Origin of the sequence: Kribbella sp. NPDC026611 (assembly GCF_040638345.1) — a bacterium.
Classification (GTDB): domain Bacteria; phylum Actinomycetota; class Actinomycetes; order Propionibacteriales; family Kribbellaceae; genus Kribbella.
On the sequence record NZ_JBEZYC010000003.1, the window covers coordinates 328,453 to 342,239 of the forward strand.

Sequence of the window (13,787 nt, forward strand, 5' to 3'; positions counted from 1 at the left end):
CGATCGCCTCCTCGTTCCGTACGGACCGGTCTTGATCGTATGATCACAAACAATCACTCAACCAGGGGATATGCATGCTTGCACCAGAGCGCCACGAGCTGATCTTGCGGAGCCTGCGCCGGCACGGCCGGCTCCGGGTGGCCGACCTGGTCGCCGAGCTCGGCGTCTCCGCGATCACAGTACGCCGGGACCTGGCGGAACTGGATTCGGCCGGCCTGCTCCGTCGCGTGCACGGCGGCGCGCTCGGGACCAGCCCGGTCGGCTCCGACGGTCCGGGCAGCGGGCTCACGATCGGCATCGTCGTACCGAGTGCGGCGACGTACTACTCCGACGTGATCCGCGGCGCCGAGGCGATGGCCGACCGGTACGGAGCCCGTCTCGTGCTCGGCGTCTCCGGGTACGACGTGGCCACCGAGCGGGAGCGGATCGACAAGGTCCTCGGGATCGGCGTGGCCGGCCTGCTGATCAGCACGGCGCTCGGCGACGGCGACGCGGGCCGGCTCGACAACCGGCTGGACGAGATCGACGTACCGGTCGTGCTGATGGAGCGGGCGTTCTCGTTCCCGCACGTCGAGCGCGAGATCGATTATGTTCGCACTGATCATATGTTCGGCGCGATGATCGCTTTGCGGCATTTCGTATCGCTCGGTCATCGACGGATCGCGATCAGCCTGGCGCCGACGGTGACGGCGTACTGGCTGCGCAGCGGCGTCGAGTCGGCGGCCAAGGCTCTGGACGTCGACGTGTACCTGTCCGGTACCGAGCTGCCGATGCGCGGCGACGACCCCGGTGGCATCGCCCAGCTGGACGCGTTCCTCGACGAGTGTCGCTCGTTCAGGCTCAAGGCCGTCCTGGTCCACTCCGACGAGCACGGCGCCCGCCTGGTCGAACGCGCCCTGGACCGCGGGATGCGGGTCCCCGAGGACCTTGCCGTGATCGCGTACAACGACGTGACCGCCGCGCTGGCCGTCGTACCGCTGACCGCGATTCGCCCCGACCGCCGCGCGCTTGGCGAGACCGCGTGCGATCTTCTCCTCCGCCGGCTGCAGGCACCGCACGCGCCGACCCAGCACCTCAGCCTCCTCCCGACCCTGAGCATCCGCACCTCCTGCGGCACCGCGGACCGCGCCCTCGAGCCGGCCCGAACCCGGCTCTGAACCCAGCCCCGGCTCCGAACCCGGCTCCGGTCCGAACCCGGCCCTGAACCCGGCCCTGAACCCGGCTCCGGCCGGAACTCGGCCCCAGCCCGGCTCTGAACCCGGCCCCGAACCCGCCCCGAACCTGGTCCTGACCCGGTCCTGACCCGGCCCTGGCGATCCGTCGGTCGGAACTTTGATTGCTTCGGTTCCGATCCTGATCGAATGTGATCATTCGAGCTATGAGGTATTGACGAGGAAAGCCCTTTCCCATACCTTCGCTGCACTTGGGTGGGGTCGTTGACCCCGGCTGAACAGTCAGCGAAGGAGTACCCCTGTGAGACGTGGTGTGGGACTGACTCTGCTGGCCGCAGCGATCGGCGTTGTGGTCAGCAGCTGTGGCAACGGGGTGATCGACAAGAGCACGGACGGCGTGCCGCCGGCCGAGGCGACCGGGACGCTGCGGGTGCTGATCCCGTCGTTCCCGCCCAGTACCAAGGGCCGGGACGCGTTCCAGCACGTCGTCGACGAGTTCCACCAGACCTATCCGAAGATGAAGGTCGAGCCGGACTTCGCGACGTACAACAACCTGAACGAGAAGCTGGCCACCTCGATCGCCGCCGGGATCCCGTACGACGTCATGGTGACCGGTGTCGGCTGGGTCCAGCCGTTCGCCTCCAAGAACATCTTCGAGGACCTGGGCAAGTACGGCGTGACGCCGGACTTCATCAAGCAGAAGAGCACCCCGGCGCTGATTCCGGCGGTCACGTACAACCAGAAGCTGTACGCGTACCCGCTGCTCGCCGACGCCCGCGCGGTCGCGCTCCGCAAGAGCGCGTTCGTCGAGGCCGGTCTCGACCCGGACAAGCCACCGACGTCGCTGGCCGAGATCAAGGTCGCGGCCGAGAAGCTGACCAAGCGGGACAAGAACGGCAATATCACCCGGAGCGGTTTCGACCTCGCGTCGGCCACCGGCTTCCGGCAGTCGTTCACCACCTTCCTGGCCTCGACCGGTACGCCGCTGTACGTCGGCGGCGAACCGAACTTCGACAACAAGGCCGGCCTGGACACGTTGCTGTGGATCAAGTCGATGATCAACCACGTCCAGCCGTACGGGCAGACCAACGCGGCCCAGCAGCCACTGGTGTTGACTGGTGAGGCCGCGATGGGCATCGTCAACGGCGCGATCGACTGCTCGGACAAGGGCATCGGCAAGAAGAACTGCGACGACCTGAAGTTCTTCCGCTTCAACAGCGGCAAGGAGATCGAGTACGTCGGGGGTGACCTGGCCTCGATCGGGTCCCGGAGCCACCACAAGGACGCGGCCTGGACCTTCATCCAGACCATGGTCAACAAGCCGACCCTCGACGCGATCGCCAAGCTGAACAAGAAGATCCCGGCCTACAAGGACGCCGGCAACTCGCCGCAGGCGCAGTCGAACCCGTTGAGCCACTTCACCGCGAACGGCCTGCAGTACGCCGCGAACGAGAACGAGGTGCCGTCCAACTGGCTCGAGATGCGCGGCAACTTCGACATCCAGCTCACCCAGGCGGTCCTCGGTCAGAAGGATCCCGCCAAGGTGCTGCACAACCTGGCAGGACAGTCCCGATGAGCACAACTCTTGAACGTCCAGCACTGGACACCACGCGCAAGGTCGCGACGGCCAAGGACACCGGCACGCTGCTCAAGAGCCAGAAGCGCACCGGGTGGGCCTTGCTCGCACCGGCGCTGCTGCACTCCGGCATCTTCATCGTCATCCCGGTAGTCGCGGTCCTGGTCCTCAGCCTGACCAACTACAGCTTCGGTGACACCTGGTCCTGGGTCGGCCTCGGCAACTACTCCGAGCTGTTCCGCGACGTCGACTTCCTGGCCTCGCTGTGGCACACGGTTCTGTACGCGATCGTGGTGATCCCGATCTCGATGGCGATCGCCCTCGCGGTCGCGGTCGGGCTGAACCAGAAGATCCACGGCCTCGGCTTCTTCCGGACCGCGTTCTACATCCCGACGGTGACCGCGACGGTGGCCATCGCCACCATCTGGCTGTGGATCTACAACCCGGGCTCCGGCCTGGCGAACGGCTTCCTCGGCCTGTTCGGGTTCGCGCCCAACCGCTGGCTGGCCGACCCGGCGACCGCGCTGCCGTCGCTGATGGTGGTCGGGATCTGGCAGGGCCTCGGTACCAAGATCATCATCTACCTGGCCGCGCTGCAGGGCGTCTCCCGCGACCTGCTCGAGTCGGCCGACCTGGACGGCGCGAGCCGCTGGCAACGGTTCGTCAATGTCACCTGGCCGGCGCTCGGCCCGGTGCAGTTCTTCGTGTTGATCACGTCGATCGTCGGCACCTTCCAGGTCTTCGACCTGGTCTACGTGATGACCCGCGGTGGACCCGGCAGTGATACCCGCGTCCTGGTGCTGGACATCTACCAGAACGCGTTCCAGGACCTGAAACTCGGCTACGCGTCCGCCGAGACCGTGATCATGATGATCGTCATCGCGGTCTTCATCGGGGTCGGGCGCTTCCTGCAGAAGGCGGACACCAATGACTAGCGCTGCGTTGCCTTCGGCCGGTACGGCGTCGTCGGGTACGGCGTCGAGCGGCCGGCCGTCGGCGCTCCGGCCGGGCCGGATCATCCTGTACGTCGTACTGATCATCGGCGCGCTGCTGATGATCACGCCGTTCCTGTGGATGCTGCTGACATCGTTCAAGAGCGACCTCGAGGTGCAGCAGTTCTCCTGGCTGCCGGGGGAGCTGCGCTGGCACAACTTCGTCGAGGCGATGAACACCGCTCCGTTCCTGCGGTACTTCCGGAACAGCCTGTTCATCGCGGTCGGCGAGACCGCGTTCACGCTCGTGGTCTGCACAATGGCCGGGTACGCGCTGGCCAAGGCGCCGATCCGGGGCGGCAAGACGCTGCTGAACTACTTCATCGTGCTGCTGCTGGTGCCGTTCCAGATCATCCTGGTGCCGCTGTTCATGATCGTGAAGTCGATCCCGCTGTTCGGCGGCAACAACATCGTCGGCCACGGCGGCATCGGCTGGTTGAACTCGTGGTGGGGCCTGATCATCCCGCTCGGCGCGGCGCCGCTGTTCACGTTCCTGGCCCGGCAGTTCTACGTGTCGCTGCCGGAAGAGCTGGCCCAGGCGGCCCGGGTGGACGGGCTGAGCGAGTTCGGGATCTTCCTGCGGATCATGACGCCGCTGATCAAGCCGGCCCTGATCACGATCGCGGTGTTCCAGATCGAGGCGGCCTGGAACGGGTTCCTCTGGCCGCTGATGATCACCACGTCGGACTCGATGCGGCCGCTGCAGCTGGGGCTGGCGATCTTCTCCCAGAACCCGGCCGAGATCCAATGGCCCTACCTGATGGCTGGCACCGCCCTGGCGACGCTGCCGATGATCGTATTGTTCGTCTTCGCGCAGAAACGGTTCGTCGAAGGAATGGCGAACGTCGGGATCAAGGGCTAGATCCTCGAACAGGTGCTCACCCCGCCCCGGGTGAGCACCTGCGAGGCCCCCTCCACAAACGGTGGTCCCGAAGAAGCACCGGAGCTCCCCACTCGGCCCCCCGCTGGGTCGCTCACCCGTTTATCGGCACAGTGCGCTGACCGTTACAGCGTTCGTGAGGTTTTTTCGCTGCTTCCTGTGATCATTGCGCGTTTTGCGATCATCCGATAACGCTGGGTACCGGTCGCGGCGCTGACCCTCGATGCGGGAGCTAGCCGAGGTGCGCCCGTACGACGTGGTGGATGACGGGCGTGAGGTCCGTCGTACCCAGGAGGCTCAGCGCGTTCGTGGCGCGGAGCGTGGCCAGGCCGTGGATGTTGGTCCAGAGAGCGGTGGCTCTGAGCTGGGCGTCTTCAGGGTGCTGCCGGGCGATGGCGTCGACGAACGTCTGGAAGAGCGGGAGCGAGGTCGCGCGCAGGTTGCCTCCGGCACCGGCCAGCAGGTCGTGGCGGAAGAGCAGGGTGAACATCTCCGGACGGTCCTCGGCGAACTGCAGGTAGCGCTCGGCCGCCTCGATCAGCAGGTCCTCCGGCTCTTCCGCGGTCGGCTCGAGCCGGTTGTTGAGGTCGGCCAGGCCAGTCGCGGCAATTGCTGCCAGCAGGGCGTTGTGGGTGGCGAAGTACCGCCTGGGTGCGCCGTGGGAGACGCCGGCGCGGCGGGCGATCGCGCGCAGGGTGAGGTTGCCGAGGCCGTCCTCCTCGAGGAGTTCGACCCCGGTCTCGACGAGCCGGTCTGCCAGTCCCACGGGTGCCATTGTCTACGGTCGTTGCGCCAGAAGTGCGTAGGCGTTCGGCAACCGGCCGGACCAGGCTGCGGCGTTGGTGTCGTCCTCGGGCCGCCAGAAGGGTTCGGCGTACTCCTCGAGCACCTGGAGCTCCAGGCCCGCGTTGACGATCGCCGTGACGATCTGGCCGAGGGTCCACTGCCACTCCTGGGCGCCGTTGGCCGGGAAGGTGTCGTTGATATGCGTGCGGGCGAAGTAGCTGCGGTCGGGGCGGATCCGTGGCTCGTCGGCGTCCCAGGTCCACAACGGGACAGCTGGGTGGCTCTCGTAGACGAACAGCGAACCACCTGGCCGCAGTACCCGCTTGGCGTCGAGCGCCCATACGTCGATGTCGCGCATCCAGATCAGTGCGCCTTTGCCCGTGTATACAAGGTCCGCACAGCCGTCCCGCAGCGGTACGCCGGGCACCTCGGCTACGACGTACCGACAGCTGACCCCTAGCTCGACCGCTCGCCGCTGCGCGGCCCCTGCTGCCACTGAGCTGTAATCGACGCCCACTACTCGTTTGGCGCCGGCCTTGATGAGCCCTACATCGTCCAGCCCGTGTCCGCTCTGGAAATGCACTACTGTGGGCCGCGTCCTGAGTACGGGCTCGAGCAGCTGGAGCTCCCTGGGGAACAGCAACCCGTTACCGCGGGCCTGGGCCAGCAGGTCGTCGTACTCGCGGATGTGCTTGGTCGATGCTTGTTCCCAGACCGCCCGATTGCTGTTCATCGGGCAATCTGACCACCTCGATGTCTCGGGTTCCACTGAAATCATTGCCCGGTGACTCCTTTGTCAATTACATTCGCGGGTCTCACCGAGTGGGGGACTACTTGCCATGCGTGACGAGTCGGTATGCATTCTGTGTTCGTCGCCCGGACCGTTCCGGCGACGCTTCGAGAAGGACGGCTACGGCATCGCGGACTGCCCAGGGTGCGGTCTGGTGCAGCTGATGCCGACACCTTCGCCGGAGACGCTCAGGGCTCTCTACGAGACGGAGGCGTACTTCGACGGCGAGGGTTCCGGCTACTCGGAGTACGAGAGCCAGGAGTCGGAGTACCTCTCGACGTTCCGCGAGGACGTGCGCCGGATCAAGGAGTTCGTGCCGACCGGCAAGGTCCTGGAGGTCGGCTGCGGTTACGGCTACTTCCTGCGCTGCGCGGTGGACGCCGGCTACGACGCCTACGGCATCGACCTGTCACCCGCTGCGGTGAAGTGGGCCTCCGAGCGCCTCCCGAACCGCGTCTTCTGTGGCCTGCTGGACGAGGTACCGGAGATCCAGGACGAGCAGTACGACGTCATCTTTGGCTCGCACCTCATCGAGCACATCACGGCACCCGGCGAGTTCCTTGAGCAGGCAGCAAAACTGCTCCGCCCGGGCGGCCTGATCGTGATGGTGACGCCGAACGTGGAGAGCCTGCTGTCGAAGGCGTCCGGCAAGCGGTGGGTCTCGTACAAGATCCCCGAACACGTCAGCTACTACAGCCCGGGGACGATTACCGAACTGCTGAAGCGATCCGGGTTCTCGGTGAGTGCGGTGGACAGTGCGTATCAGTACTACGCGCTGCCGTTCGTGGCGTCGCGGGTGCGGGAGCTGCTGCAACCGGTGTCCCGCATCGTGCCACCGGTGGAGCGGTCGCGTCTGTTGCGCGAGCGGCGCATCCGGGTGACGAGCGGGTCGATGCGAGTCATCGCCGTACGCCAGGACTGAACTGGCGCTGACCCGCTTGCTCGGGACAATCGCCGGCATGGTTGTCAGTCGTCGTGCCTTCGTGACTCTGGCCGCCGGCGTGGTCCTGCTGAGCGGCTGCAGCCGGCAGGCGCCACTGGAGTGGCTGGGGTCGCTTGACGGCGTCGAGAAGGCGTCGCTGGTCGACGGCAAGTACGTGCTGACGCTGACCCAACGGCTGCCGGACGACCAGGTGCGCTCGCTGGTCGACAAGCTCAAGCGGGAGTTGGGTGGCCACGTCAAGGGGTACTACGACGCTGTCGAGCTGGCCGTCGACGCCTTCCGGGCGCGCATCTACCCGGCACCAACCAGCAAGGTAGACCAGGACCTCGACCGAACCCTTTGGCTCCGTCAGGACGGCCGCGCGCTCAAGTCGACGTACGGCTCGTCCGGCCTGGTCATCACTACGCCGGCCGTTGACGCGGCAGCGGTCGCCCTTGGCTTCGACCAGGTGTCACCGACCGAGGACGGCCGCCGTACCCACCGCGTCGAATCCGTGGACCGCTCGGTCGTCATCGAATGGACCGACAGCCCCAGCCTCGGCTTCCGGCTGGACCGGCCCGGTGCGCAGCAGTTCGCCGATCTCCAGAAGCGGTACCCGGGCCTGACCGGCTGGATCGACGCCTCCAACAAGCAGGCCGGCGTGTACTTCGCTGCTCGTGATATCTCGCTGGACGCGCTCCTGGCTCACCTGCCGTCGGGCTTCGGCAAGCTGGAGCTCGGCTGGGGCCCGGCCCGAGCCCCAGCCGCGGAGTTCGCGACCGCCTTCACCCCCGCTGTCCGCCGGCTGACCGCAACTCTCGACAAGATCCCCGGCGTCGCCCGGCTGGACCTGGCCACCGTTGGCCCCCACCAGATCACCGTACGAACCGGCGCTGCGTACGTCGCCGTCGTCAAACAACTGGGCTCCGGCCCAGCCCTCCGCGTCGACCTGGTCCGCCACCGCTCCAAGTACGTCGGCCGAGAGGGCAACTGGGTCTTCGAGGGCTGGACCTCCGACGACAGCACCGCCTACCGAGTCCACAGCGCCCTCGCCGACAACGCAGGCGTAGTCAAAGTCCAGGTAGGCGACTCGTTCAGCAACCTGGTCCTGGCCGAAACCATCACCAACCAAGACCTGACCGCCGCCCACGCCGCCACCAAAACCCTCACCCCCCTCAACCTCTACACCTCCCCCGACCCCGACTCCCTAGACATAAAACCCCTCGGCAAAATCACCAACGGCCACTACACCCCGCCGTCCCCAGCCCCCGCCCTGGCAACCCGCATCGCCACCACCTGGTCCTCCTAACCCAAGCCCCAGATTGTGTCCCGGCGACGGCCCCGACAACGGACAGAAGGGCGGCCTCCGAACCGGGAACCGCCTGCGAAAGCCGCTGACCTGGTGTCACCTAGCGTCAACTAGCTTGACGGAAACGTGACTAGCTGGGATCTGGGCTACTCGGAGTTGCTCTGGTTCGATACGGAGGGGATGCGCACAGTTCACCAACTGTTCAAGCATCGTGCGTTGAGGTGTTCAACTGAGGGGGGCTTGTGGCCAAGCAGGTAATGAAGGAACGTACTGTCGGTTTCTATGAGGTCGTGGTGGAGGAATCTGGCGAGCAAGTGCGGTTCGAGCAAGCTAATTGGGAAGGCTTCCTTTCGGGCGTCGCAGGCGCATCGCTCGCTGAGCGAACCATGGAGAGTGATCGTCAGATCATTGGCCAGACCTACCCACTCGATGACCAATATCATTTGCTAGTCCATCGGGTCAAAGATCCAGGCGAATGGTTGAGTCGTGTCAACTTTGAAACCGAACAGTTCGAAGACATTGAACAGCAAGCCAATGAGGGCTATTTAGATACGAGCGTCGCGTGTTTTCTCGGATATGGAAATTTAGTGGGAATGATTCAAGGCGCACCCGCATCGCCGAGCCACAAGGCTCTTCAGAACTGGCTGAACGGCATGAAGCCGTTCAGTAGCGCACTGCTCGTTGTTCGGCCCGTCTTGGTGCAGGCCGCGATTGAGAAACTGAAGCGTGCAACCGGGATTACGACGCTCGAAATACGGCTTGGGCAGTCCAAGGCTGCGGCATTGGCCGGTAAGACCGGGCGTCTCGCGAATGCGCTTCGGAAACTGAGTGAGGACTACGGGGATGTCCGTGTTCAGCTCCGCATATCTGTGCCGCGTGGCAAATCCAGGCATGAGGATCGAATTGCCTTGTTGAACGATCTCAATGAACTGTCGGACGTCGTCCCGGGAAGTGCAGACGTTGCGCGGGCTGGACTGATCTTTGGCGACACGGACGTCGAGGGGAAGGCGCAGCTGGCGGAGCTCGTCGAGCATCACATCACCGCGAAGCGTCGAGTTCCGGCGATCGATGAAGAAGGCAAGTCGATCCGGATCGCGGGGGCAGCGCGTGCCATCCTGAACGCAGCGGACGAGTATGAGTCCGATCTCCGGCTCATCGCCGATCTGGGGTGACAGAGAGCAAGGATGGTGGAGTGGCGGGGAGTATTGCTGCGTCGGTGACGGGGTGGATTTCTGAGCGGCCGGTGGTCGACTTGGGGTTCGCTGCTGTCGTGACAGCGGCGCACGTGCGGTTCGGCTGGGCATCGTATCGATGGGTGACGTTGAGGCTTTATGAGCCTGACCTCGCCTCAGCGGTGTACGGCGGCGTTGCGGGCCTCGTCGCGATCATTGGGGGCTTGGGTGCCGTGGCAATCTCCGTCTATATGGGTGCAAGCGGGCAGAGAGCCGTAGCTGCGAAGCGCGCCAACTCGGTTCAGCTGCGCCGCAACTGGCGGGCAGTCTTCGTCGGTACGGTCGTGGCTGCGCTGCTATCCATCGCTGGGCTTCTGGTCCACGCCGTCGCTAGCCGGCGCCTAGGTCTCGTGATCCTTGAGTTCGCCGTATTGCTGGCGATCGCTCGGTTTGTTCGGCTCGCCTGGCTCTTCGATCGACTCATGGCCCTAACTGATCGCGACCAAACGGATCAAGTGCACGCTTCGGCACCGGATCTCAACCCACGGTGGGCGGGCAAAGGCAAGGCAGTTGGCTGAGACAGACAGCCGGTACGCTCCGGCCGACGGCCTGTGGGTTGGCCATGGAGCAAGCACGACGGAGCGTCCGCTGGATCCCGTTTGAGGGATCGTTGAGACCCCCGTTGCGACGCTGAACGATGAGAGGGCCGGTCGCGGAAGCGACGGGCCCTCTTCTCATGTCCATCACCGGGAGCTGAAATCGTGCTCTGGCCTGCGATTTCTTCACTCGGGGGAGTGGCGGAGGATACGAGATTCGAACTCGTGAGGGGTTGCCCCCAACACGCTTTCCAAGCGTGCGCCCTAGGCCTCTAGGCGAATCCTCCAAGCGGAGAGGATACGGGACGGGGCGGGGGTTCTGGAAATCGGGGTTTAGGGTCGGGGGTGTGGATGAGCTGGTGCTGCGGCCGGTCGAGGCGGGGGATGTCGGGGCGGTGCAGGAGCTGATCGAGGCTGATCCGGGGTATGCGGAGCGGGTCACCGGGTATCCGCCGGGGGCGGCGGATGCGCAGAGTCTGTTGATGATGCGGCCGGAGGGGCTGCCGGAGCAGGCGAAGGTGGTCCTGGGGGCGTTCACTGCAGGCCGGCTGCTGGCCGTGGTCGACCTGCTCCGTGGGTACCCGGACGAGCGGACCGCGTTCATCGGACTCCTCCAGGTGCGCTGGAACCACCAGGGGCTGGGGCACGGTAGAGCGACGTACCGGCTGGTCGAGCAGCACGTCGCTGCGTGGCCTGAGATCGAGAAGCTGCGCCTGGCTGTGGTGGACACCAATGCCCACATCGCTACCAAGTTCTGGCTGCGGCAGGGGTTCGCGGCGACTGGCGAGGAGCGCGCCTACCGGTACGACAAGCTCGAGACCACCGCCCGGCTCTACGAGAAGCCGCTACGTGAGCAGGGCCGGAGCTAGAGCCTCCCACTGCTCGACCGGCTGCGGGCCGGTGACGCCGGTGATCACGTTGATGGCTACGTGGTCGGCGCCAGCCGTCAGGTGGTCGGTCAGCTTGGCCTTGATGTCGGCCGGGGTGCCCCAGGCGGCCAGGGCGTCGATCATGTGGTCGGGGAGGGCAGCCTGGTCGTCGTCGGTAAAGCCCTGGCGTTTCAGAGAGGCGTTGTAGCCGGGGATCTGGGTGAAGAAGCTGATGGTGTCGCGGGCGATAGCTCGGGCCCGGTCGGCGTCTGACTCGACTACTACCAGGTGGCTGACGGCCAGGAGCTTGTCTGGACCCAGCAGTTGGCGGGCCTCGGCGCAGTAGGCCGCACTGACCAGGAAGGGGTAGGCGCCGGCGGAGCGGTCTCGAGCCAGCGTCAGCATCTGCGGGCCTAGTGCGGCTAGTACTCGCCGGTCCAGCGGTACGTCGAGCTCGTCGAGGTACGCGTTGAGCGTGGCGAACGGCTTGGGTCCGTGCGCTCCACCGAGGCCAACGGTGAACCGGCCCGGTGCAGACGCCTCCAGTGCGGCATACGTCGCGCTGACGTCTGCAGCGGGGTACGTCGTCACAGACAAGATGCCGCTGATGAACTTGATCGTCTTGGTCGCCCCCACCAGGTCAGTGATGGTCTGCAGACCGGGCAGTGGTCCGCCGGACAGCCAGATGGCCTGGTAGCCGAGCTCCTCCGCGGCCTGCGCCGCCGCTAGCGAGTCAGCGCTGCTGTCGAGCCCGGTGGTGATTCCGAACGGGCCGAACCGATGATCCGTCACACCCCTAGCTTGCCAGCCGCCCCGGCTCGCTCAAGGTGGATTTCGGTCGAGGTACGCCGATCCCGTACACTCATGGCTGGTTCCCCGCGTGGCGGTATCTCGCCCAAACCCCCCAGGGCCGGAAGGCAGCAAGGGTAAGTGAGCTCTTCCGGGTGCGCGGGGAATCCTCATGTCCGGGCCCTTCCGCCCACCGCCTAGGCTGGTGCAGCTGTGACCACCGCCGGGAGGGAGCCCGATGAACCTCGAGAGCCGCTACCTGCAGGAACTGATCATTGCCGAGCTCGGTGTGCCCACGTCGTTCGACGTGGACGCGGAGGTCGAGCAGCGGGTCGAGTTCCTGGCCGGCATCCTCCGGCGGACCGCGGCGACGTCGTACGTGCTGGGCATCAGCGGCGGCGTCGACTCTGCGACGGCCGGACGGCTCTGTCAGCTCGCGGTGGAGCGGGTGCGCTCCGAGGGCGGTCAGGCCACGTTCATCGCGATGCGGCTGCCGTACGGCGTGCAGGCCGACGAGGCGGACGCGCAGCGCTCGCTGGAGTTCATCAAGCCGGACGAGACGCTGGTGGTCGACATCAAGCCGGCTACCGACGCCATGGTCGAGTCAGTGCGGCACGCTGGGCTCGGTGACCGCGAGGACTTCCACGTGGGCAACGTGAAGGCCCGCCAGCGGATGATCGCGCAGTACATCGTCGCCGGCGCGCGTGGCGGTCTGGTCGTCGGCACGGACCACGCGGCCGAGGCCGTGATGGGTTTCTACACCAAGTACGGCGACGGTGCGTGCGACCTCACCCCGCTGTCCGGTCTCTCGAAGCGCAGGGTGCGTGCGATCGGCTCCCGGCTCGGTGCGGCCGACGAGATCACCGGCAAGATCCCGACGGCGGACCTGGAGACCAACAACCCCGGCGTACCCGACGAGGCCGTGCTGGGCGTGACATACGACGAGATCGACGCGTTCCTCGAGGGCCACGACGTGGACGACAAGGTGGCGGCCACGATCATCGCCACGCACCACCGGACCGCTCACAAGCGCGCAGTACCGCTGGCCTTCAGCTGAGCAGGAAGCCGGTGACCAGCTCGGTGTAGCGGTCTGGCTGCTCGGCATGTACGAAATGACCAGCTCCGGTCGCGTAGTAGTAGGTGCCGTCCGGTACGTCGGACTGGAACCGGGCGATCTCATCCTGGCTGGTGGCCGGGTCGTACTCGCCCTTGATCAGCAGCGCCGGCTGCGTGAGCTGGGCGAGCAGTGGCAGCACCAGGTCACCGAACTGCGGGCTCCGGGTGATCTGCTCACTGAACTGACCGGACCGGGCGTGGAACTCGTCAGCGATCTCCGTGTCGGCAGGGAGCTGGAGGCCTCGCGAGTTGGGGCCGAGGTAGATGTCCGTGCGGCGCTCACCCAGCTGCCCGAGGACGGCGATCCGCTCGTCCCACATGGCCTTCGTCGCCGGACCGGAGTGCTCTGGAACCTCTACCCCAGGCAGCAGCGGCAGTGCGGCCGCGAGCAGGGTGTCGGTGGCGAGCACCATGTCCCAGGCGGGGTTCTCGAAGACCACCTTGGTCACGGTGTCCGGGTGGGAGACGGCGTACCGCAGCGCGATGCGGCCGCCGTACGAGTGGCCGAGGATGGACCAGCTCGTGATGCCGAGCGCCTCGCGCACTGCCTCGTAGTCGGCGACCAGGTCGGTTTCGTCGACCGGACCGGTCAGCGGATCGGACCGCTGGACCCCACGCTGGTCGACACCGATCAGCCGGAACCTGCGGGCCAGCTGGTCGCCCTGGAACGCCATGAAGTCGTACGACCCGGCGCCCGGGCCGCCGTGGATGAACAGCAAGGCCGGTGCGTCCTCCGGGCCGCGCTGGTCGACGTACAAGCCGGTGCCACGGATCTCCATGCGCATGGCCCGGAGACTACGACCGTGCAGGTCCAGCGC

14 protein-coding genes, 1 tRNA gene and 1 other RNA gene are annotated in these 13,787 nt (G+C 66.1%); 11 read left to right on the forward strand and 5 right to left on the reverse strand.

All coding sequences use genetic code 11. The annotated features are described in order from the left end of the window. The first annotated feature begins 74 nt into the window (after positions 1-74). The 4 genes from AB0E69_RS13465 to AB0E69_RS13480 all read left to right on the forward strand — a co-directional run bounded on the left by AB0E69_RS13465 (position 75) and on the right by AB0E69_RS13480 (position 4,602). The gene (locus AB0E69_RS13465) at positions 75-1,157 is read left to right on the forward strand and encodes a substrate-binding domain-containing protein (protein WP_360143808.1); all 1,083 of its coding nucleotides are present in this window, start codon (positions 75-77) and stop codon (positions 1,155-1,157) included. A gap of 316 nt (positions 1,158-1,473) precedes the next feature. After that, complete coding sequence (locus AB0E69_RS13470) at positions 1,474-2,748, forward strand: extracellular solute-binding protein (RefSeq protein WP_360143811.1); 1,275 nt, start codon at positions 1,474-1,476, stop codon at positions 2,746-2,748. Beyond that, positions 2,745-3,683 carry a sugar ABC transporter permease gene (locus AB0E69_RS13475; RefSeq protein ID WP_360143814.1) on the forward strand — a complete coding sequence of 313 codons (939 nt, stop codon included), beginning with the start codon at positions 2,745-2,747 and terminating at the stop codon, positions 3,681-3,683. Before AB0E69_RS13470 ends, AB0E69_RS13475 begins: the two co-directional genes overlap by 4 nt. Next, complete coding sequence (locus AB0E69_RS13480; RefSeq protein WP_360143817.1) at positions 3,676-4,602, forward strand: carbohydrate ABC transporter permease; 927 nt, start codon at positions 3,676-3,678, stop codon at positions 4,600-4,602. Before AB0E69_RS13475 ends, AB0E69_RS13480 begins: the two co-directional genes overlap by 8 nt. Positions 4,603-4,852: 250 nt before the next feature. Here AB0E69_RS13480 and AB0E69_RS13485 read toward each other — a convergent pair whose 3' ends face one another. Both AB0E69_RS13485 and AB0E69_RS13490 read right to left on the reverse strand, forming a co-directional pair. Beyond that, positions 4,853-5,386 (reverse strand): TetR/AcrR family transcriptional regulator, encoded by a 534-nt coding sequence (locus tag AB0E69_RS13485; protein ID WP_360143820.1) that lies wholly within the window; start codon positions 5,384-5,386, stop codon positions 4,853-4,855. A gap of 12 nt (positions 5,387-5,398) precedes the next feature. Then, on the reverse strand, positions 5,399-6,139 hold the full coding sequence (locus tag AB0E69_RS13490) for a class I SAM-dependent methyltransferase (protein WP_360143823.1): 741 nt from the start codon (positions 6,137-6,139) through the stop codon (positions 5,399-5,401). 106 nt (positions 6,140-6,245) lie between these two features. Here AB0E69_RS13490 and AB0E69_RS13495 point away from each other — a divergent pair, with 106 nt between their 5' ends. The 4 genes from AB0E69_RS13495 to AB0E69_RS13510 all read left to right on the forward strand — a co-directional run bounded on the left by AB0E69_RS13495 (position 6,246) and on the right by AB0E69_RS13510 (position 10,177). Beyond that, positions 6,246-7,118 (forward strand): class I SAM-dependent methyltransferase, encoded by an 873-nt coding sequence (locus tag AB0E69_RS13495; protein WP_360143826.1) that lies wholly within the window; start codon positions 6,246-6,248, stop codon positions 7,116-7,118. 37 nt (positions 7,119-7,155) lie between these two features. Continuing rightward, a complete protein-coding gene (locus AB0E69_RS13500) occupies positions 7,156-8,427 on the forward strand; it encodes a hypothetical protein (RefSeq protein ID WP_360143829.1) in 1,272 nt (423 codons plus the stop codon). A gap of 242 nt (positions 8,428-8,669) precedes the next feature. Next, complete coding sequence (locus AB0E69_RS13505; RefSeq protein ID WP_360143832.1) at positions 8,670-9,599, forward strand: hypothetical protein; 930 nt, start codon at positions 8,670-8,672, stop codon at positions 9,597-9,599. Positions 9,600-9,619: 20 nt separating this feature from the next. Beyond that, entirely contained in the window at positions 9,620-10,177 is a 558-nt protein-coding gene (locus tag AB0E69_RS13510) for a hypothetical protein (protein WP_360143835.1), read from the forward strand. A gap of 217 nt (positions 10,178-10,394) precedes the next feature. On the opposite strand, the gene AB0E69_RS13515 is transcribed toward AB0E69_RS13510, so the two are convergent. Next, positions 10,395-10,482 (reverse strand) — tRNA-Ser (locus tag AB0E69_RS13515). A gap of 60 nt (positions 10,483-10,542) precedes the next feature. On the opposite strand from AB0E69_RS13515, the gene AB0E69_RS13520 reads away from it, so the two are divergent. Then, on the forward strand, positions 10,543-11,064 hold the full coding sequence (locus AB0E69_RS13520) for a GNAT family N-acetyltransferase (RefSeq protein ID WP_360143838.1): 522 nt from the start codon (positions 10,543-10,545) through the stop codon (positions 11,062-11,064). Here the strand turns inward: AB0E69_RS13520 and AB0E69_RS13525 are convergent. After that, entirely contained in the window at positions 11,041-11,856 is an 816-nt protein-coding gene (locus AB0E69_RS13525; protein ID WP_360143841.1) for a TIGR03620 family F420-dependent LLM class oxidoreductase, read from the reverse strand. The two genes, AB0E69_RS13520 and AB0E69_RS13525, sit on opposite strands and share 24 nt — an antisense overlap. Positions 11,857-11,931: 75 nt before the next feature. Here AB0E69_RS13525 and ffs point away from each other — a divergent pair. Both ffs and nadE read left to right on the forward strand, forming a co-directional pair. Continuing rightward, positions 11,932-12,028: signal recognition particle sRNA small type (gene ffs / locus AB0E69_RS13530), an RNA gene on the forward strand. A 63-nt stretch (positions 12,029-12,091) separates the two neighbouring features. After that, positions 12,092-12,910: an ammonia-dependent NAD(+) synthetase gene (gene nadE / locus AB0E69_RS13535; protein ID WP_360143844.1), complete on the forward strand. Its 819-nt coding sequence runs from the start codon at positions 12,092-12,094 to the stop codon at positions 12,908-12,910. Here nadE and AB0E69_RS13540 read toward each other — a convergent pair. Next, a complete protein-coding gene (locus AB0E69_RS13540) occupies positions 12,903-13,754 on the reverse strand; it encodes an alpha/beta hydrolase (protein WP_360143847.1) in 852 nt (283 codons plus the stop codon). The genes nadE and AB0E69_RS13540 overlap by 8 nt on opposite strands. Between the last annotated feature and the right edge of the window lie 33 nt (positions 13,755-13,787).